Annotated in this window: 18 protein-coding genes; 9 read left to right on the top strand and 9 right to left on the bottom strand. The window is 74.6% G+C overall.

From position 1 onward, the window contains the following. Positions 1-83 precede the first annotated feature (83 nt). Positions 84-2807 (bottom strand): DNA gyrase subunit A, encoded by a 2724-nt coding sequence (gyrA, locus tag RQM47_RS00595; protein ID WP_314006960.1) that lies wholly within the window; start codon positions 2805-2807, stop codon positions 84-86. A gap of 147 nt (positions 2808-2954) precedes the next feature. On the opposite strand from gyrA, the gene RQM47_RS00590 reads away from it, so the two are divergent. Further along, positions 2955-3623 carry a response regulator transcription factor gene (locus RQM47_RS00590; RefSeq protein ID WP_314006959.1) on the top strand — a complete coding sequence of 223 codons (669 nt, stop codon included), beginning with the start codon at positions 2955-2957 and terminating at the stop codon, positions 3621-3623. A 66-nt stretch (positions 3624-3689) separates the two neighbouring features. On the opposite strand, the gene RQM47_RS00585 is transcribed toward RQM47_RS00590, so the two are convergent. Further along, entirely contained in the window at positions 3690-4652 is a 963-nt protein-coding gene (locus RQM47_RS00585; RefSeq protein WP_311665748.1) for a DUF2279 domain-containing protein, read from the bottom strand. A 183-nt stretch (positions 4653-4835) separates the two neighbouring features. On the opposite strand from RQM47_RS00585, the gene RQM47_RS00580 reads away from it, so the two are divergent. From RQM47_RS00580 to RQM47_RS00550, 7 genes are all read left to right on the top strand, one after another. Beyond that, positions 4836-5471 carry a hypothetical protein gene (locus RQM47_RS00580; RefSeq protein WP_311665746.1) on the top strand — a complete coding sequence of 212 codons (636 nt, stop codon included), beginning with the start codon at positions 4836-4838 and terminating at the stop codon, positions 5469-5471. Between the two features lie 134 nt (positions 5472-5605). Further along, positions 5606-7057 carry a pyruvate kinase gene (gene pyk / locus RQM47_RS00575; RefSeq protein WP_314006957.1) on the top strand — a complete coding sequence of 484 codons (1452 nt, stop codon included), beginning with the start codon at positions 5606-5608 and terminating at the stop codon, positions 7055-7057. Between the two features lie 290 nt (positions 7058-7347). After that, positions 7348-7938, top strand: coding sequence for a bifunctional nuclease family protein (locus RQM47_RS00570; protein WP_311665923.1), 591 nt, complete (start codon positions 7348-7350; stop codon positions 7936-7938). 87 nt (positions 7939-8025) lie between these two features. After that, entirely contained in the window at positions 8026-8601 is a 576-nt protein-coding gene (locus RQM47_RS00565) for a hypothetical protein (RefSeq protein ID WP_311665925.1), read from the top strand. After that, the gene (gene bshC / locus RQM47_RS00560) at positions 8598-10334 is read left to right on the top strand and encodes a bacillithiol biosynthesis BshC (RefSeq protein WP_314006955.1); all 1737 of its coding nucleotides are present in this window, start codon (positions 8598-8600) and stop codon (positions 10332-10334) included. Before RQM47_RS00565 ends, bshC begins: the two co-directional genes overlap by 4 nt. Continuing rightward, on the top strand, positions 10331-10993 hold the full coding sequence (locus RQM47_RS00555; RefSeq protein WP_311665929.1) for an HD domain-containing protein: 663 nt from the start codon (positions 10331-10333) through the stop codon (positions 10991-10993). Before bshC ends, RQM47_RS00555 begins: the two co-directional genes overlap by 4 nt. 110 nt (positions 10994-11103) lie before the next feature. Further along, positions 11104-11739, top strand: coding sequence for a hypothetical protein (locus tag RQM47_RS00550; RefSeq protein ID WP_311665931.1), 636 nt, complete (start codon positions 11104-11106; stop codon positions 11737-11739). Between the two features lie 53 nt (positions 11740-11792). On the opposite strand, the gene RQM47_RS00545 is transcribed toward RQM47_RS00550, so the two are convergent. From RQM47_RS00545 to RQM47_RS00525, 5 genes are all read right to left on the bottom strand, one after another. Continuing rightward, positions 11793-12242, bottom strand: a complete 450-nt coding sequence (locus RQM47_RS00545; protein WP_311665933.1) for a DUF1499 domain-containing protein — start codon at positions 12240-12242, stop codon at positions 11793-11795. Next, positions 12239-12685 (bottom strand): cytochrome c maturation protein CcmE, encoded by a 447-nt coding sequence (locus RQM47_RS00540; RefSeq protein WP_311665935.1) that lies wholly within the window; start codon positions 12683-12685, stop codon positions 12239-12241. Before RQM47_RS00540 ends, RQM47_RS00545 begins: the two co-directional genes overlap by 4 nt. A gap of 40 nt (positions 12686-12725) precedes the next feature. Next, a complete protein-coding gene (locus tag RQM47_RS00535; RefSeq protein ID WP_311665937.1) occupies positions 12726-12980 on the bottom strand; it encodes a CcmD family protein in 255 nt (84 codons plus the stop codon). Continuing rightward, positions 12980-13723: a cytochrome c biogenesis protein CcsA gene (gene ccsA / locus RQM47_RS00530; protein ID WP_311665939.1), complete on the bottom strand. Its 744-nt coding sequence runs from the start codon at positions 13721-13723 to the stop codon at positions 12980-12982. Before ccsA ends, RQM47_RS00535 begins: the two co-directional genes overlap by 1 nt. Positions 13724-14340: 617 nt before the next feature. Next, positions 14341-15015, bottom strand: a complete 675-nt coding sequence (locus RQM47_RS00525) for a heme exporter protein CcmB (RefSeq protein ID WP_311666058.1) — start codon at positions 15013-15015, stop codon at positions 14341-14343. 116 nt (positions 15016-15131) lie between these two features. On the opposite strand from RQM47_RS00525, the gene RQM47_RS00520 reads away from it, so the two are divergent. Continuing rightward, positions 15132-16049: an ADP-ribosylglycohydrolase family protein gene (locus RQM47_RS00520; protein WP_311666060.1), complete on the top strand. Its 918-nt coding sequence runs from the start codon at positions 15132-15134 to the stop codon at positions 16047-16049. On the opposite strand, the gene RQM47_RS00515 is transcribed toward RQM47_RS00520, so the two are convergent. Together RQM47_RS00515 and RQM47_RS00510 are read right to left on the bottom strand one after the other, a co-directional pair. Further along, complete coding sequence (locus RQM47_RS00515; protein WP_314006953.1) at positions 15947-16264, bottom strand: hypothetical protein; 318 nt, start codon at positions 16262-16264, stop codon at positions 15947-15949. The genes RQM47_RS00520 and RQM47_RS00515 overlap by 103 nt on opposite strands. A 69-nt stretch (positions 16265-16333) precedes the next feature. Continuing rightward, entirely contained in the window at positions 16334-19654 is a 3321-nt protein-coding gene (locus RQM47_RS00510; protein WP_311665132.1) for an EAL domain-containing protein, read from the bottom strand. Between the last annotated feature and the right edge of the window lie 42 nt (positions 19655-19696).

Raw genomic sequence — 19696 nt, 5'->3', positions numbered from 1 at the left:
CCGCTGCGGGCGGGGTGGTCAGATGCCGGCCACCCCGCCCCCGCGAAGGGCGTGCGGGCGGGGCGGTCGCGCGAGCGGGGCGGCTACGCCTGCCCGTCGCCGGCCACGCCGTCGTCCGTGTCGAGCGCGTCACCCGACGGCGTCGGGTCGATCTGGGCGACCACCCCGCCCTCGGCGTCCTCGATCACGAGCCGGGCCACGTCGGCGATGGCGTCGTTCGCCTTGAGGTTAATGACGCGGACGCCCTGCGTGTTGCGGCTGTAGACCGAGATGTCCTCGACGGCCATGCGGATCATGGTCCCGGCCTCGGTCGCGATCATCAGCTGGTCGTCGGGGAGCACGCTCTTGATGGCGACGAGCGGGCCGGTCTTGCCGGTCGTCTTCTGGGTCAGGATCCCCTTGCCGTTTCGGCTCTGGACCCGGTACTCGTCGAGGTCGGTCCGCTTGCCGTACCCGTTCTGCGAGATCGTGAGCACCTGGGCGCCGTCGCGGCGGACGGCGATCATGCCCACCACGCGCTCGCCGCCGGGCAGCTTCATCCCGCCCACGCCCCGGCTCTTGCGGCCCATCGAGCGGACGTCGCCCTCGTGGAACCGGATGGCTTGGCCCTCCGACGACCCCAGCAGCACCTCGGTGTCGCCGTCGGTGAGGTGGGCCTCGATGAGCTCGTCGCCGTCCACGACGTCGATGGCGATGATCCCGTCGGCCCGGGGCCGCGAGAAGTCCGCGAGCGGCGTCTTCTTGACGCGGCCCGCCCGCGTCGCCATGAGCACGAAGTGGCTCTCGAGGAAGTCGTCGTCGCGGAAGTCCTCCTTGCGGATGGCGAGGACCGCCCGCACGCGGTCGTCCTGGTCGATCTGGACGAGGTTGCGGACCGACCGGCCCTTCCCCGTCCGCGTCCCCTCGGGCACGTCGTAGACGCGGAGCCAGTAGCACTGGCCGTGGTCGGTAAAGAAGAGGAGGTAGTCGTGGGCGCTCGCCCCGAACAGGTGCTCGACGAAGTCCTCGTCGCGCGTGCCCGTCCCGCGGTGGCCCGTGCCGCCCCGCCCCTGCGTGCGGTACTCGGCCATCGACGTCCGCTTCACGAGCCCCTGGTGCGTGATCGTCACCACGACCTGCTCGTCCTCGATCAGGTCCTCCAAGTCGATGTCGCCGCCGCCCATGACGTCGATCTCCGTCCGCCGCGGGTCGGCGTACTTCTCGGCCACCTCGCGGAGCTCGTCGGCGATGATCCGCATGCGGAGCGGCTCGGACGCGAGGATCGACTGGAGGCGCTCGACCTCCTTCAGGATCTCGGCGTATTCGGCCGCGATCTTGTCGCGCTCCAGGCCCGTCAGCCGCGAGAGGCGGAGGGCGAGGATGGCGTCGGCCTGGGCCGCGCTCAGCCACGGCTGCGGCTGGAAGTCCTCGCGCGTGAGCGCGTAGCCGACCGCCTCGCGCGGGCCGGTGATCTCGACGGGGTCCGAAGCGGCCAGCCCCAGCCGCTCCTTCTGCTCGGCCGTGAGGCGCTGCGGGTAGACGCCGGCCATGAGGTTGGCCCGCGCCGCGTCCGTGTCGTCGGACTGGCGGATGATGGCGATGACGGCGTCGAGGTGGTCGAGCGCCACCGTCAGCCCCTCCAGGATGTGCGCGCGCTCCTCGGCCTTGCGGAGCTCGAACTCGGTCCGCCGCACGACGATCTCGTGCCGGTGGTCGACGTAGTGGCGGATGAGGTCCTTGAGCCCCAGCGTCTTGGGCCGCCCGTTCACGAGGGCGACCGTGTTGACGCCGAACGTCTGCTGGAGCCGCGTGTACTTGAACAGCTGGTTCTGCGTGACGGCCGGGACCGCGTCGCGGCGCAGCTCGATCACGATCCGCATCCCGTCGCGGTCGGACTCGTCGCGGAGGTCGGAGACGCCTTCGATCCGCTTGTCGCGGACGGCGTGGGCGATCTGCTCGATGAGCGTCGACTTATTGACCTGGTACGGGATCTCGCTCACGACGAGCGCCTCGCGGCCCTCGCCGTCGCCGCCCCGCCGCTTGATGGTCTCCTCGTGCATCCGCGCGCGCATGACCACGCGGCCCCGCCCGGTCGCGTACGCCTCGCGGACGCCGCCGACGCCGTAGATCACCCCGCCCGTGGGGAAGTCCGGGGCCGGGACGTGCGCCATGAGCGCCTCCAGCGTGATGTCCGGGTCCTCGATGTACGCGACGATGCCGTCGACCAGCTCGCCCAGGTTGTGCGGCGGGATGTTCGTCGCCATCCCGACGGCGATGCCGCTCGCGCCGTTGAGGAGCAGGTTGGGGAGGGCCGCCGGGAGCACGGACGGCTCTTCGAGCGAGCCGTCGAAGTTCGGCGTGTAGTCGACGGTCTCCTTGTCGAGGTCGCGGAGGATCTCCTCGGAGAGCCGCGTGAGGCGGGCCTCGGTGTAGCGCATGGCGGCCGCCGAGTCGCCGTCGATGCTCCCGAAGTTGCCCTGCCCGTCGACGAGCGGGCCGCGGACGGCGAAGTCCTGGGCCATCCGCACGAGCGCGTCGTAGACCGACTGGTCGCCGTGGGGGTGGTACTTGCCGAGCACCTCGCCCACGATGCGGGCGCTCTTCTTGTGCGCCCGCCCAGCGGCCAGCCCCAACTCCTGCATGCCGTAGAGCACGCGGCGCTGGACCGGCTTGAGCCCGTCGCGCACGTCGGGGAGCGCGCGGCTCACGATGACCGACATCGAGTAGTCGATGTAGGAGGACTTCATCTCCTCCTCGATGTTGATCGGGATGATCCGGGAGGCGCTGGCTGCGCCGTCCCCTGCGGGGGTGTCGGGGATCTCGGCCATGGCGTCGGGGGGGACGGAAAAGCGGGGGCGGGGCGATCCCGGAAAAGATACCGCCGTGCGGTGTCACCGGACCGTCACGGCCCCTTCGCGGGCGGGGTGGTGTCGCACATGTCCTGCGCCTACCTTTTGGCCCCACGGCCCCCGACCATGCCCCCCGCCCCCGCCCGCATCCTCGTCGTCGACGACCACCCGATCGTCCGGTGGGGGCTCGACAAGCTGTTCGCGGCCGAGGACGACCTGGCCGTCGCCGGCGAGGCGGCCACGGCCGACGAGGCGCTCCAGCTGATGGGCGCCGAGACGTTCGACCTCGTCCTCCTCGACATCGGCCTCAAGCAGGGGTCGGGGCTGGACCTGATCGGCCAGATCCGCGCGCAGTACGACGACCTTCCCGTGCTCGTCCTGTCGATGTACCAGGAGCGGTTCTACGCCGAGCGCGTGCTCCGCGCCGGGGCGCAGGGGTTCGTGACCAAGCAGGGCGACCCCCGCGCGGTCGTCGAGGCCATCCGGCGGGTCCTCGGCGGCGACCTCTACGTGAGCGACGCGCTGGCCGACGAGCTCGTGCTCCGGGCCGTCGAGGGGCCGGACGGCGGCGGCCCGGCCGTCGAGCACCTCTCGGACCGCGAGGCCGAGGTGGTCCGCTTTATCGGCGGCGGCCTGACGACGCGCGAGATCGCCGGCGAGCTCAACCTGTCCGTCAAGACGATCGAGAGCTACCGCGCGAACGTGAAGCGCAAGCTGGGGCTCAAGAGCGGGGCGGAGCTGGCCCGGTTCGCCTACGACTGGTCGAGCCGGTCGATGGGCGTCGAGGCCGGGTAGCGAGCGGCCGCCCCGCCCGATTTCGCCACCCCGCCCGCGCCGAGGGCGGGGCGGGGCGGGGCGGCGTCAGTACCCGAACAGGACCGGGCGGACCTCGGGGGCGATGCGGAGGGCCGGCATCGGGAGGTGGACCACGCGGAACGCCTCGCAGAGCGGGCCGGCGAGCGGGCCGCGCAGCCCCAGCCCGCACACGTTGAGGTCGAGGCCGAGGTACCACTCGCGCTCCGTCGGGAACCCGTTGGCGTCGGCGCCGCGGACCGTGGTCCCGGCGGCGATCCCGAGCCAGGGCGGAAGAAACGGCTTCGCCGCGTCCGGGGCGACGTCGTGGGGGACGACCGACAGCCAGTAGGTCTGCCCGCGGTAGTCCTCCATGAGCGTGCGCTCGTCGGCCCCGCTGGGCCAGAAGCTCAGCTTGAAGTCGAACGGTTCGAGCGCCGGCACGTGCCGCTGGGCCACCTCCCACCCGACGCCGGCCGTGTTGCCCGCGACGTCGCCGGGCGAGAACCCCCAGTAGGGGCCGTACCCGTCGTAGACCTCGTGGACGAACAGGATGGCCCAGGCGGCGCCGGCCGCGACGCCCGTGGCCTGGGCGCGCCCCAAGCCGGCCGCTTCGAGCGACATCGCCGAGGTGCGCGTGAGGACCGCGGCGCCCCAGGCGTGGCCAATTTTGTCGGCGTTGAGGGCGTAGGCGTTGTCGCCCAGGATCCGAAACCGCGGGCTCCGCTCGTCCCACCACCCCACGTGGAGCCGCTCGACGAAGGCGGCGCCGAGCGCGCCGGCACCGGCGCCGGCGGCCGCCACGTGCCACCAAACGAGCCCGCTCGAATCGGGGGACGGCGGACTGACGCGGAGGTCGGGGAGCGACGCGTCCCAGGCAGCGCCCGGTCCCTCGGCGGGCACGGCGGACTGGGCCGAGTCCGCCGGCGTCGGTTGCGCCCGCGCGAGCGGGGCGAGGGCAAGGCCCGCCGCGGCCGCCGCGACGTGGAGCCAGCCCGTCGGAGAAGGAGAGCCCACGGCGAGGGGTGGCATACACTAAAGAATCATGAGAATACCGTCTCGGAATCGGCGCCGCGGGGCACTCCGGCGGGCACCCGCGGCCTCCGCCCCGCCCGTACAGGCGCGCTCCGCGTCGGGCGGGGCGGACAATCCGCGCGACCATTAGGGGGCGGGGCGGGGGACGCCGACACCAGACGCGGACTCTCCACCCTGCCCATGCCCACGACCCCGCAGGCCCTGCCGACCGTCCGGTTCGCGGTGCTCCTCGCCCTCCTTCTCCTTGCCGCCGGCCTCGCCCGCCCCGCCCTGGCCCAGGAGAGCTTTGCCCGCGCGTGCGCCGCCACGATGGCCGTCGCGGCCGACCCGGCAGCCCCCCGCCTCAGCACGGCGGCGGCCCAGGCGGCGTGCGACTGCGCCGCGCGCCGCGCCGCGCTCCCCGAGATCGGGGTGGGCGGGGCAGCCCTCGACGCCTTCGGCGCCCGCCTCGCGGCCGGCGTGCCCGTCGACCCCGCCACGCTGTCGGCGTCCGAGCAGGAGGCCGGGCTGGCGGCCAGCCTCGCCCTCGTCTCGTGCGCGCTCGACGCCGGCCTCCGCGGGTTCGCCCAGGCCCCCGCCGGCGCGCCCGTCGCCGGGCCGGATCGGTGGACGATCGCGCCCGCCCCGCCCGCCGCACAAGACGCCGCCGCGCGCTTCGAGGCGGCCGCCCCGCCTGCCCCGTCCGACGAGGGCGGGGCGGTAGACGTCGCGGACGCGGCCCCGCCCCGTGCCGGCGCCATCTGGACCGGGAACGGGACCGGGCCGGTCCACAGCCGCCAGGGCGGCCGCGGCGCCGTCGTCTACGTCGTGGAGTAGGGGCGGGGCGGCGGGCGAGCCGGGGCTCCTCCGGGAGCGCTTCCGGCGATTTCGAGCCGTCTAGGCCGTTCCTCGCCCCGGCCGAGCGGGCGCGCGGGGTAGGTTAGACGGCCTCCCTCGCCCACGCCCTGCCCATGCTCCGCCCCGCTCCCCGTCGCACGAAAATCGTCTGCACGCTCGGCCCCGCCGTCGCCTCCCGCGACGGCGTCCGCGCGCTGATCGGGGCCGGCATGGACGTGGCCCGGCTCAACTTTTCGCACGGCTCGCACGACGACCACCGCCGCATGATGGAGGTCGTCCGCGAGGAGGCGAAGCGGGCGGGCCGCGTGGTCCCCATCCTCCAGGACCTCCAGGGGCCGAAGATCCGGCTCGGCGAGGTCCGCGACGGCGGCGTGCTCATCCACCGCGGCGAGCCGCTCGTGCTCACGTCGGCGCCGGTCGCCGAGGGCGACGGCCGGCGCGTCCACGTGAGCTACCCGGCGCTCGCCGAGGAGGTGTCGGAGGGGAACCGGATCCTGCTCGACGACGGCCACCTGGAGCTCGTGGTGACGGCCATCAACGGCGTCGACGTGCAGACCGAGGTCGTCGTCGGCGGCCCGCTCCGGTCGCGCAAGGGCGTCAACCTGCCCAAGCTGAAGTCGGCGCGGCCGTCGCTGACCGAGAAGGACGTCCGCGACCTCGCGTTCGGGCTGGCTCACGACGTCGACCTCATCGCGCTCTCGTTCGTCCGCTCGGGGAGCGACGTGGCCGACCTCGTCGGGCGCGTGAAGGAGAGCGGCAAGGACATCGCCGTCATCTCGAAGATCGAGAAGCCCGAGGCCGTCGAGGACTTCGACGCCATCCTCGACAGCAGCTACGGGGTGATGGTGGCCCGCGGCGACTTGGGCATCGAGATCCCCATGCAGGAGGTCCCGATCGTCCAGAAGCAGCTGATCCGCAAGTGCCTCGAAGCCTCGAAGCCGGTCATCACGGCGACCCAGATGCTGGAGTCGATGATGGAGAACCCGCGCCCGACGCGGGCGGAGGCGACCGACGTGGCGAACGCGGTCCTCGACGGCTCCGACGCCGTCATGCTCTCGGGCGAGACGGCGGCCGGTAAGTACCCGGTCGAGACGGTCCGCGTGATGGACGAGATCGTCCGCTCGGTCGAGGCCAACCGCCGGCGGCTCGGCGGGCGCCAGACGGTCGACGCCGTCCACGACAACGTGGCGCCCGTCACCGAGGCCGTCTCCTACATGGCCGTCCAGCTGGCCGAGCAGACGCAAGCCCGCGCCATCGGGTGCCTCACGCACAGCGGCTCGACGGCCCGGGCCATCGCCAGCCACCGCCCGGACGTCCCCATCTACGCCTTCACCGACGACGAGATGGCACTCGGGCGGATCGCGCTGACGTGGGGCGTCGAGCCCATCCCCATCCCGTTCCAGGAGCACACCGACGACGGCGTGCGGACGGTCCATCGCGTGCTCCTGGAGAGCGAGACCTACGAGCGGGGCGACCGCGTCGTGGTCACGGCGGGCCTCCCGCTGCCGGCCCTGGGCCGGACCAACATGGTCCACGTGACGTCGCTGGGGGAGGGCTGGGGGTAGGCGGGAAAAGGGAAAAGGGAAAAGGGAAAAGGGAAAAGGGAAGCGCGGGCGGGGTGGTGCCCGTTTTTGTTCCACCCCGCCCTCGGCACGGGCGGGGTGGCGCACGTTGCCCCCGCTGCCCGCTGCCCGCTGCCCGCTGCCCGCTGCCCGCTGCCCGCTGCCCGCTGCCCGCTGCCCGCTGCCCGCAACAGCGCCGGCCGCGGCGGGTTGGGGCATCGCCGGAGGCCGCTTCCGCCCCGGCCCGCCGTTACCTTCCCTGCCTTCCTCTGATTGGGCACGTTTCTCTCCGCATGGACTACATCCAGGTCGACATCATCGGGCTCTCGACGAGCCCCTCCTCGGGCGGCGCGTACGCCCTCGTCTTGGGCGAGGTCGGCGGCAACCGCCGGCTCCCGATCATCATCGGCGCGTCCGAGGCCCAGGCCATCGCCCTCGAACTCGAAAAGATCCAGCCGCCCCGCCCGATGACGCACGACCTGCTGCGCGGGCTGTTCGACGCGCTCGGCGCTGAGGTCACGGACGTCGTCATCGACGACCTCCGCGAGGGCACCTTCTTCGCCAAGATCCGCTACGTCTACGACGACGACGAGGCCACGCTCGACGCGCGCCCGTCCGACGCCGTGGCGCTCGCCGTCCGCACCGACGCCGCCATCTTTGTCGCGGCCTCCGTGCTCGACGAGGCCGGCATCCCGGCCGACGACGGCGACGACGATGACGAGCGCGAGGCGGTCGCCGAGCGCGAGTCGCCGGACCCGGCCCGGAAGACGATGTCGAAGCTCGACCGCATGGAGAGCCAGCTCGAAAAGGCCATCGCCGACGAGGACTACGAGACGGCCGCCACGCTCCGCGACGAGATCGCCCGGATGAAAGGGGACAACTAGAGCGCCTCGCGGGCGGGTGCCGGGTACGAGGTACCGGGTACGGCCTGATGGAAGGCGTCGAGGCTCCCGCACCCCACACCGCCACCCATGCGCCTCTCCAACCTGCCCCCGCCGTCCCTCCTCGGCGCTGCCCTCCTCCTCGCGTTCGCCGCGCCGGCCGCCGCGCAGGACGCGGCCACGCCTGGCGCGGGCGGGGCGGAGGCCGTCGTCGGCGAGTACGTCCGCGCGTTCACCGGCGGGGACTACGTGGCCGCCGCCCGGCTCCTCGACCCCGACGAGCTCGAGGAGTTCATGGGCCTCATGGGCGCGCTCTCCGAGCTCGACGAGACCGGCGCGTTCGACGTCGACCCGGACGCCACCCCGCCCGAGGCGTTCGCCGAGTTCCTGAGCGCGCTCACGGGCGCCGAGCCGCTCGTGGGCGAGGCGATCGAGAGCGCGCGCGGCCGCGTCGTCGGCAGCGTCGCCGAGGGTGACAGCCTCCGCCACGTCGTCGTTCGCACGCAGGCGGAGGTGATGGGGACGGACATCGACGGGGTCGAGCTCACGACGGCCCAGTGGACGGGCGACCGCTGGGTGGTCACGTTCGACGCCAAGATGCAGCAGTTCAAGGCGGGCTTAGAGGCCGCGCTCGCCGCTCAGGGCGGGGCGGAGGACGACGGGTGACGGACCGCCCCGCCCCCGCCGCACTCGGCCCGGACGTGCGGGCGCTGCCGCCCGCGGCCGTCGGCGCCTCGGCGCTGTTCCAGGCGTACGCGGCCGGAGACGAGGCGGCCCTGAGATTTTACCGCTGGAACCCGTGGAGCCGGGCCGACCGCGCCGAGGCCGCCCAGATCGCGGCGCAGCGCGCCCGCCACCGCCACGCCGTCGCCGACGTGCTGGCCGAGCAGAACGCGGCATGGGGCGCCGCGCCCGAAGTCCTGGCCCTCGTCCGCCGGCTCCGCGATCCCGAGTCGGTCGCCGTCGTGACGGGCCAGCAGCTCGGGCTGTTTGCCGGCCCGCTCTACACGGTCTATAAGGCGCGCACGGCCGTCCGCTTGGCCGAGCGGCTGGAGCGCGAGACCGGCCGCCCCGCCGTCCCCGTGTTCTGGCTGGCCGACGAGGACCACGACTTCGCCGAGATCCACCGGGCCGCCTTCGCCGACGGCCCCGACGTCCGCACGGTGACGTACGAAGACGGCCGCCTCGCCGGGCTGCGGTCCGCCCACGACAACGCCGTCCCCGTCGGGCGGATCGTGCTCACCGAACCCGCCGTCGCGGACGCCCTGCGGGGGCTGGAGGCCGCCCTCCCCGCCGGTCCGCACCGTGCCGAGGCGCTCGCCCTCGCCCGCGCCGCCTACGTCCCCGGCCGGACGATGCGCGACGCGTTCGCGCGCTTGCTCCGCGCGCTCGTCCCCGACGTGGTCCTGATGTCGGTCGACGACGCGCGGCTGAAGGCGCTGGCCGCCCCGCTCGTACGGCGCGAGCTGTCCGAGTGGCCCGAGACGCTGGCGGCTCTGGAGGCGCGCAGCGCCGACCTCGTGGCGGCCGGGTTCCACGCCCAGGTGGCGCCGTCGCCGGTCAACCTGTTCTGGCTGGAGGACGCCGCCCCGCCCCGCCCGCCCGGTTCGGAGGACGACGGCGCTCCTGGGGCGACCGAGGAGGGGGCGGGGCGGCGGCTCGCGCTCGACCCGGCCGAGACGGGAGGGACCGCCTTCGAGGTACGCGGGGCGGGGCGGACGCTCGCGCTGGACGCCCTGCTCGACGCCGAGCCGTGGCGGTTCAGCCCGAACGTGGTCCTGCGGCCGCTCGTGCAGGACGTGCTGCTGCCCACGGCGGCCTACGTCGCGGGGCCGGGCGAGGCGGCCTACTTCGCCCAGCTCGGCCCGGTCTACGAGCGGTTCGGCGTGCCGATGCCCGTCGTCGAGCCGCGCCTCAGCCTGACGGTCGTCGAGCCCAGCGTCGCCAAAGTGCTCGACCGCTACGGGCTGGACGTGGCCGACCTTTCGGGCGACCTCGCCGCGCTCTGGCGCCGCCTCGCGCTGGAGGCGTCCGACGCCGACCTCGACGGCGTCTTTGCCGATGCCCGCGCCCGTCTCTCGGGCGTACTGACCGACCTGGAGGCCGTCGCCTTAAACGTGGGCGGCGAGCTGAGCGGGGCGGCCGGCGCCGCGCGAGCGGCGGTCGACCACGCGGTCGACCGTCTGGAGACGAAGACGGTCCGCGTCGAGAAGCGGGCGCACGCCGACATCCGCGCGCGGCTGGAGCGCGGGCAGGCGGCGCTGTGGCCGGGCGGGGCGTTACAGGAGCGGGCGCTTGGACCGCTCGGCGTCGTCGCCCGGCACGGTGTTGGCGCGCTCGCGGACCTCGTCGGCGCCGTGCCGCTCGACGCCTCCGCCCACTACGTCGTCCGCCCATGACCTTGTTTTCCCCGCTCGTCGAGCGCGCCGTCGAGATCGCCGCCGAGTGGCACGACCAGACGTACCGCAAGGGCCGGTGGAGCGACCCGTGCGTCGAGGCCCCGAACGGCGCGCCGTCGCGCGTGCCCGCCATGGCCCACGTCACGACCGTCGCGCTCACGGTCCAGCGGGCGGGGTGGGGAGACGAGGCCGTCGCCGCGGCCTTCCTCCACGACGCGCTCGAAGACGCCGACCGCTACGGCCACACGATGACGCCGGCCGCGCTCGACGCGCTCGTGGGCGGGGCGGTCGTCCGCATCGTCGAGGCTGTGACCGAGCCCAAGCGCGACGCCGCGGGCGACTGGCTCCCGTGGCGCGTGCGGAAGGAGGCGTACCTCGACGCGCTCCGCGCCGGCCCAGTCGAGGGCGCGGCCGTGTCGCTGGCCGACAAGCTCCACAACGCGTTCTCGATGGCGTCCAGCCTGGAGGCCGGCGTCGACATCTTCGCCGACGGGCCGGGGCGCCGCGCGCTCTCGGCGGGGCCGGAGGCGCAGGCGTGGTTTTTCCACGCGGCCCTCGACGCCACGCGCCGCTTCGACGACCCGCGGCTCGGCCCGATGCGCGAGCGGCTGGGCCAGGAGGTGGCGCGGTTCGAGGCGGCGGCCGGCGTCGCCGCCTAAGCCACCTCGCCCGCCCCGCCCTTGGACACTCGCTGGACTAGGGCGGGGTGGGGAACGGGCTGTGGTCTACAAGAAGGACCCGCCACCCCGCCCGCCGTAGGTTCGGGCGCATGCCGCCTTCTACTCGCTCCCGCCCGCCCGCTGCTCCGCCCACGTGGGGCGGGGTGGGGCGGACCGCCGTCGCGCTCGGCCTCGCCGCGCTGGTAGTGCTCGCCGGGTGCGGTAGTGAGCCGGCCGCTCCGCGCAGCGCCGCCGCGCCCTCCGCCGAGGTGGAGGAGGCACCCGCCGACCGCCCCGCCCCCGAAGTCCGGCCCGGCGTGCCGCTCGACCGCATCCTCGCCCTCCACGACGACCCCGCCGCGTTCCTCGCCGGCCTCCGCCCGCCTCGGCAGACGCACGTCGAGCTCGTCGCGAACGAGTACACGGAAGGCCAGGTCGACACCGTCCGCACGCGCGTGTACGACGGGATGGAGGTCGTGGCCTACGAGGTCACGGACGGGCCGACGTTCGTCCAGAGCGTGACGATCATGGGCACCGGCTACGGGACATCGGGCGGGGTGGCGGTCGGCGAAGCGCGCGAGGCGCTCGAAGACGTCCTCGGGCGCCCGGTCGACGAGCGGAGCGGGGCGGTCCTCTACGAGATCGACAGCGGACCGGCGCCGACCGCCGTGGAGGTCCGCTACGAGACGGACGAGGACGGCGTGGCGCGCGCCGCCGAAGTCACCTGGCGCCCGTACCTCGACTGAGCGGGCGAGAAAGAGCGGGCAGGGCGGGGCGCGGCCTTTCGCCGCCCCGCCCCTTACGCGAGTCGCCGGGCGACGTCGTCCAGGAGGCGCCGGACGCGGAGGCGGTTGACGCCCAGGTCGCTCTCGCCCACGCGCGACGCGCTGCGGACGTGGAGGACGGACTGCCCGGCCGAGCCGGGTTCGATGGCCGCAGCGACGTCGTCGCGGAACGGGCCGGCGCGGAAGACGGCGCGGAGCCCGGTCTCGGTCGGCGTCACGCGGATGGCGGAGCCCGAGAAGATCGACCGCTGCTCGCGGACGGCGGCGTCGAGCGCGGTCTTGAGCGCTTCGGGGCCGACGTCGTAGGCTCGCCGGGCGCGGTAGCAGTTGGGCGTGTCCGTGCAGGTCGGGAGCGGGCCGACAAAGCCAGGCTCGTCGGGGCGCGACCCGAGCACCCGGCCCGCGACGAGGGCCGCGGCCATCACGCCGAGCGTGCCCAGACCCAGGAGGAGAGGCCGCTTCACCGCCCCGCCCCCAACGCGACCGTTGCCGGGCCGCCGGCCGCCGGTGTGCCGGCCGTCGGGTCGGCCTGGAACTCGCCGCCCTCGTTGTACTTCGACGGGCACTTGACGAGGATGTGCTCGGCCTCGAAGTCGCCGGCCGCCGTCATCTGGCCCTCGACGACAACCTGCTCGGCGTCCTCGAACGAGGCCGGCTTCGGGTTGGCGTAGACCACGCGCCGGGCCGTTCCGTCCTCGTCGGCCATGACGAACGTGAACACGTTCCGGTCCGGGTCGTAACGCGAGGGCTCGGCCTCCAGCCACTCGCCGACGACGTGGGCGCGGCGCCCGCTCTCGGTCGCCTCGGTAAACGTCTCGTAGCCCGAGAGCTGGCTTCCAAAGCTGGTCACGACGAAAAAGCCGAAAACGGCGACGAACGCGAGGCCGGCGAGGGTCTTGAGGCGCATGGCGGGGGCGGGGCGGTCGGGGAACGGGAACGTACGGCCGCTAGCGGTCGACGGAGGGCTCGGCGGGGCGGGGCGGGGCGTCGTCGAGCCGGTCGAGCTCGCGCTCGACGCGGCCCAGCCGGCGGTCGGTGCGGACGAGCAGGAACAGGAGCCCGAGCCACACCACGAGGACAACGGCGAGCACGACGTAGAGCTTGTCCTGGGACAGCATGACCTGCTCGAGTGCGTCCGGCTGCTGCCCCACCTGGGCGGCAGCGGCGTCGAGGACGGCGACGGTCGTGTCGGCCACTTGCATCACGAGACGACGGCGAGGGCCGGCGCGGCGTCCGCCCCGCCCCGCTCGACGCGGAGCTCGGCGACGCGCGCGCGGACGCGCTGCGTGTAGATCCACCACGCGAGCATCAGGAAGCCGGCGGCGGCGGCGTAGAACACCCACCGCATCTGCGGGGCGATGTCCATCTGGCTAAAGGCCGGGTTGCCCTCGGCGCCCGGGTGGAGGCTCGCGAGGCGGCGCGGCAGGACGTAGGTCAGGAACGGCATGGTCGCTGTCGCGAACAGCGCGTAGACGGCCGAGAGCCGCGCCCGCGTGCGGGGACGGTCGATCTGGCCGCGGAGCACGAAGTAGGCCCCCGAGATCAGCAGCTGCACGGCCACCATCGTCTGGCGGGGGTCGCCGTTCCACCAGATGTTGGTGCCCACGTACCACGTGAACCGCGCCCACAGGATGCCGGTCACGAGCGCGATCACGCCGGCCGCCGTCGACACCCGCCACGCGGCTTCGGAGCGCACGTCGTGGACCTCGCGGCCGGTGGCCAGGTAGCGCCCCGCGTGCCATGCCCCGGCGACCGCGCCGGCGTAGAGCACGAACCACATGGGCACGTGGAAGTACAGGTTCCGCGCCGTCTGCTCCAGGATCGGCAGGTTCGTCACCGGCGCCGCGATCCCGAGCACGAGCACGACCGTGACCCAAACCGCGGCGACGACGCCGAACAGGCGGTACACGAGGCCGTAGCGGGGCAGGGCGAGGTCGCGGTCCATCGGGCGGGGCGGGGCGCGGGGAACGCCCGGAAGAACGGCCGGGATGCCCGAGGAATGGAGAATGGGGAATGGAGAATGGGGGATGGGGTATGAGGAATGGGGGATGGGGGATGGGGGATGGGGGATGGGGGATGGACGCTCGCGGGCGGGGCGGCGCCGGGTTTGTTCCACCCCGCCCGCGAGCGGTCCTGTAGGGGCGAGCGGCGGTCGCCCTCGGGGGCGGGGCGGTCGTACAGCCACCCCGCCCATCAACGAGCACCCGTGGGGACACGGCGTGCCGTGTCCGGGGCGATTGGAGCGGTCAGAGCCTCCCGCCGAAGTCCATTCAAGGCGGCGGCAGTCCCCCTCCTGGCCACCGCGCAGCGTCGGCGCAGCCAAGAGGGGATAGGGGTGGTTGTGACGCAAGCGGAGCGTTTGGCCCGTCGCCGCCCCGCCCGGACGCCGTTGCCCGACGCCGTTGCATGCAACGGCGCTACAGCGCCCACCCCGCCCATGACGCGCGAGGGCGGGGTGGCGCACCTTCCGCTGCCCGCTGCCCGCTGCCCGCTGCCCGCTGCCCGCTGCCCGCTGCCCGCTGCCCGCTGCCCGCTGCCCGCTGCCCGCTGCCCGCTGCCCCGTCAGTCCCGCCAGACGTAGTCGAACAGGAGGAACGAGGCCGAAACCAGAAGACCCGCGTAGGCCGCGAGCAGGACGAGGTTGCCCTGGGCCGCCGCCCACGCCCCGGTCGGCGCGCCCGCCGCGAGCTCCGTCAGCTCCACGGCCGGGATCAAGACGGGGACCACGAGCGGGAACGCGAGGACGGGCAGGAGCGGGCCGGCCGCCTGCGACCGCGCCACGATGGCCGAGAGCAGCGTCGTCGCCGCGGCCAGACCGAGGGCGCCCAGCGCGAGCGCCGCCGCGAGCACGGCCGGCGCCCCGAGCGGCGTGGGCACGAGGACGCGGAAGCCCAGTGCGGCCACGGCCCCCAGCGCCGCCATCAGGGCCACGTTGAACGCGAGCTTGCCGGCGTAGACCTGGCTCGGGCGGAGGTGGAGCTGGAGGAGCAGCGACGTCCCCCGCTCCTCCTCGGCCACGAACGCCCGCCCCAGCCCGACGGCCGCCGCGAACACGACGACCACCCACAGCAGCGCCGCCGCGACGGACACCGACGGCGCCCCGCGCCCCAGCGCCACGCGCACAAGCACGAGCGAGGCGGCCACGAACATGCCCAGCGCGCCCAGCGCGACGCGCGTGCGGAGCTCGAGGCGGGCGTCGTTGGCGACGACGGCCCAGGCGCCGGCCAGCCAGTTCACAGGGCGGGGTGGGGGAACGGGGGAGGGGAGCGGAGGATAGCACGGGTCCGCCCCGCCCTCGGGGTCCGCCCTTTGGATCCGCCCTCGGGATCTGCCCCACCTTCCCCCACCTGCCCGTGCCGGAGTCGACCGCCCCCGCCCCGTTCCGCGACCGCCTCGTCGGCGCCCTCCTCGGCTCCGCCGTCGGTGACGCGCTGGGGATGCCCGTCGAGGGCCTCAGCCACCAGAACGTCCGCACCTACTACAAGGGCATCAAGGAGATGCGGGCTGACGAGAAGCGCGGCGACCTCGACGCCGGCCAGTGGACGGCCGACACGCAGCGCGCCCGCGCCCTCACGCGCGCGCTCGCGACGGCCGCGCCGGACAGCCCCGAGGAGGTCCGCACCACCCTCGCGCTCCCCGGCGACGACGCCCGGCGGGGCGGGGTGGTGAGCCCGTCGAGCGCGCTCGCGGCCTGCGCCGCCCCGCTCGGCGTGCAGGCCCGGCTCCGCGGCTTGAAAGACCTCGCGAGCGCCCGGTGGGCCGCGCTCCTCCTGCGCGACGTCGACCCCAGCCCGGTCGCCCACGTCGCCGCCGCGGCCCAGATCGCGGCCGTCCGCACGTGCCTGGACAAGGACCCCGAATCGCTCACGGGCGCGCAGATCCTGGACGCTGCGCTGAGCGCGGCCCGCGACTCCGAGCGGCTGCTCAGCGCCGACGACCGCGTGTCGAAGCGGCTCGACGCGCTCCGCGGCCACCTCGGCGAGACTCCGCTCGACCTCCAGGACCTTTGCAACGGGACCGGCTCGGCGGCCGACGAGGCGTTCCCGTTCGCCGTCGCGATGGTGGCGCGCAGCCCCGAGCTCGTCGAGCCTACGTTCCTCGCCGCCGTCAACGTAGGCGGCGACGCGGCGGCGGTCGGGGCGTGCGTCGGCGCCCTCGTCGGCGCGCTTCACGGCGCGCGCGCCCTCCCCGCCCCCTGGCTCGATGCGCTCGAAGACGCCGATGCCATCCGCGCCGAGGCGGAGGCTTTGGTGACGGCGCTGGGGGAGTAGAGCAGGTAGAGCAGGTAGAGCAGGTAGAGCAGGTAGAGCAGGTAGAGCAGGTAGAGCAGGTAGAGCAGGTAGAGCAGGTAGAGCAGGTAGAGCAGGTAGAGCAGGTAGAGCAGGTAGAGCAGGTAGAGCAGGTAGAGCAGCGGGCCGGGCGGCGGCCGAAAAGTTCCACGGCGCTCCCGCCCCGCCCGGTGGCGCGCACGGGGCGGGGCGGGCACCTTGCTCTCTCCGCTCTCTCCGCTCTCTCCGCTCTCTCCGCTCTCTCCGCTCTCTCCGCTCTCTCCGCTCTACTCCGCCCACGCGTCGGCCCAGGGCGGGGCGGCGAGGAGCGCGCGCGCCGCGTCGGGCGGGACCGGCCGCGAGAACAGGTAGCCCTGGCCGAGCGGGCACCCGAGGTCGCGGAGCGCGGCGAGCTGGTCGGCCGTCTCGATCCCCTCGGCGACCACGCGGAGCCCGAGGTCGTCGGCGATCTGGACGACGGCGCGGACGAGCGACCGGGCCGCCCGCGACGTGCCCAGGCCGGTCACGAACGATCGGTCGATCTTGAGGCCGTCAACGGGGAGCGTGTGGAGGAGCCCGAGCGACGAGTAGCCCGAGCCGAAGTCGTCGACGCAGAGCTGGAGGCCGTGGGCGCGGATCGCGGCGAGCGCCTCGCGCGCGGCGTCGGCGTCGACGAGCGCCCGCTCGGTCAGCTCCAGGACCACGTGCTCCGGGCGGAGCCCAGCGGCGTCGGCCGCCGCCCGCGCCCGCTCGGCGAGGCCGGCGGCGAGGAACGTCTGGTCGGAGCAGTTGACGCTGATCCACAAGAGCGAATCGGCGTCGAGGTGCGGCGCCCAGCGGCCCATCTCGCGGCACGTCGCCTCGAGGACCCAGCGGTCGACCTCGGCCACGAGCCCGACCTCCTCGGCGACGGGGAGGAAGCGGTCCGGCCCGAGGAGCCCGAGGTCGGGGTGCTGCCACCGGACGAGCGACTCGAACCCGACGGCCGCGCCGGAGTCCAGGTCCACGATGGGCTGGAAGAGCGCCCGGAGCTGGCCGTCGTCGATGGCCTGCCGGAGGTCGTGCTCGAGCCCGAACCGGGCCGCGGCCGCCTCGTGCATGGACGGGTCGAACACGGTCACGCCGCCCCGCCCGGCGTGCTTGGCCGCGTACATCGCCGTGTCGGCGTCGCGGAGGAGCGCCTCGCGGTCGGCGTAGGCCTCGCCCCGGGCGACGACGCCGACGCTCGCCCCGGGCTGCACGGCCCGCGCGCCCAGGTCGACCGGCGCGCCGAGGGCGTCGAGGACCGCATACGCCACCGCCTCGGTCGCCCCGCCCGCCGCCCCGCCCGTCTCGGGCACGATGACGCCGAACTCGTCGCCGCCCAGCCGGGCCACGAGCGCGCCGTCGTGGACGCCGACCGCCCTGCGGAGCCGGGCGGCCACGGTCTTCAAGAGCCCGTCGCCGGCCTCGTGGCCCAGCGAGTCGTTGACGACCTTGAAGCGGTCGAGGTCAATAAAGAGGACGCCGAACGGGGCGCCCGACGCCATGATTCGGTCGATCCGGTCGCGGAAGCGGGCGCGGTTCGGGAGCCCCGTGAGGTCGTCGTGCGCCGCCTGGTGCCGGAGCCGGGCGGCCAGCTCGTGCCGGTCGGTCACGTCGCGGACGGCCGTCATGCGCACGGGGCGGCCGCCGTAAACCAAGCTCCCGCCCTGCACCTCGACCCACGCCCGCGAGCCGTCGGCGCGGACGACGACGATCTCGTACGGCTCGGTCCGCTCCGCCGCGATCGCCTCGCGGACAGCCCCGACGTGCTCCGGTGCCACGAAGTCGGTGGCCGCGCGGCCGACCGCGTCGGCCGTCGACGGCAGCCCGATTAGCGCTGCGAACTGGTCGTTGCAGTCGATGACCACCCCGCCCTCGGTGAACGCGATGCCCTCGGTCGTCGACTGGCCCAGTGCGCGGAGCCGGCCCTCGCTCTCGGCGAGCGCCCGGCGCCGGAGGTCGCGCGCGACGGCGCCGCCGGCCCACTGCGCCGCCAGACGCACGAGGTCGGCGTCGCGGTCGGTGAACGCGCACGGGGCGGGGCGGTCCGACCAGAAGCCGAGCGCGCCCCAGACGACGCCGTCGACGACGACGGGCACGCCGACGTACGCTCCGACACCCGCGGCGGCGTGGTGGCGGTGCGCCGAGTCGGACAGGTCCTCGACGGCGACGACGTCACCGGCGGCGAGTGCGAGGGCGCCGAGTGGGAGGCCGCCCGGTTGGTCGTCGGTGGCGGGGCGGGGCGGGGCGGCGGCGACGCACGCGAACGCCCCGCCCTCGGCGTCCGACTCGGCGCGGCTGAGGGCGCCCGTGTCGAGCCCGAGCAGCTCGGCGACGGTCGCGAGCACGACGGGTGCGCGGTCGTCGAGCGCGCCGTCCACGGCCGTAACGTCGAGGAGCCGGTGGAGCCGCTCGGCCTCCCACGTCAGGCGCGCCTCGGCGTGGTGGAGGTCCGTGACGTCGATCGACACGCCCGTCGCCCCGACCACGTGGCCGGCGTCGTCGGTCGTGGGGGCGGCCCACGACTCGTAGTGGAGCGGGCCGACGCTGGCCGACCACGTCCGCTCCTCCCCGCCCAGGACGCGCCGGAGGGCGGCCACGGCCTCGGGGACATCGGCGTACAGCTCGAACACGTTCTGCCCGATCGACGCCCCGGGCTCGACCCCGAGCGCCCGGAGCCCGCGCCCCTCCTGGAGCGTAAACGCGCCGTCGCCGTCGAGGGCAAAAAGGACGATCGGCGACTGGTCGACGACGGCCTGGAGGTGCCGGTTCTGGGCGGCGAGCGCCTCGGTCCGTTCGTGCCGGTCGAGGGCACCGCCGGCCCACGTGGCGAGCACGCGGATCAGGTCGCGGTCGGCGTCGGAAAGCGGGGCGGCGAGCGGGGCGGAAGACGAAAACGCGAGCGTCCCCCACGGCGCGCCGCCGACGGAGAGCGGGGCGCCCACGTACGCTTCGAGCCCGAAGGCGAGGTAGCACGGGTGCCGGCGGTGCGGGGAGGCCGCCGCGTGGGCGATCTCGAACAGGTCGCGGCCGCCGATCGTGATCGAGCAGTACGTGTCGCCGAGGTCGAAGCGGTCGCCGGGCGCCATCGCCGCCCCGTGGCACGCGACGACGGTGTAGTCGTCGCCCTCGATCCGGCTCACGGTCCCGACGTCGAGCCCGAGCAGCGACGCTGTGAGCGCGAGCGCCTGCTGCGCCTGGTCCTCGAACGGGAGATCGCCCTGGGACATGACCGTCGCGAGCAGGCGGAGCCGGTCGGCGTGGCCGGCGTCGTCGCGTCCGAGGCCGCCCCGCCCCGCCCGGACCTGGCCGGCCACGCGGCCGTCGGGCGCTTGGCAGAGCGTGACCCAGAGCGGGGCGCCGCCGCGGCTCCGCACGCGGAGCGAGACGTGGTCGGCCTCGCCGTCGCGGACGCGGCCGACGAGGGCCTCGGCCGTCGGGCGGTCCTCCGGCGCCACCCAGTCGGCGAGCGGCCGCCCGTCCGCGGCTTCGGGCGCCAGCCCGGCCAACGCGGCGGCGGCCGGCGACGCGGCGACGCGGCCGTCGGCGTGGATCTCGATCGTGGCAGCGGGGGCGGTGGGCATCGGCGAAGCCGTCTGGGCGGAGGTCGCCCGCGGCCGGCGCAC

This window comes from Rubrivirga sp. S365 (assembly GCF_032248475.1).
In the GTDB taxonomy this organism is placed as follows: Bacteria; Bacteroidota; Rhodothermia; order Rhodothermales; family Rubricoccaceae; genus Rubrivirga; species Rubrivirga litoralis.
This window is presented reverse-complemented; position numbering and strand designations above follow the sequence as displayed.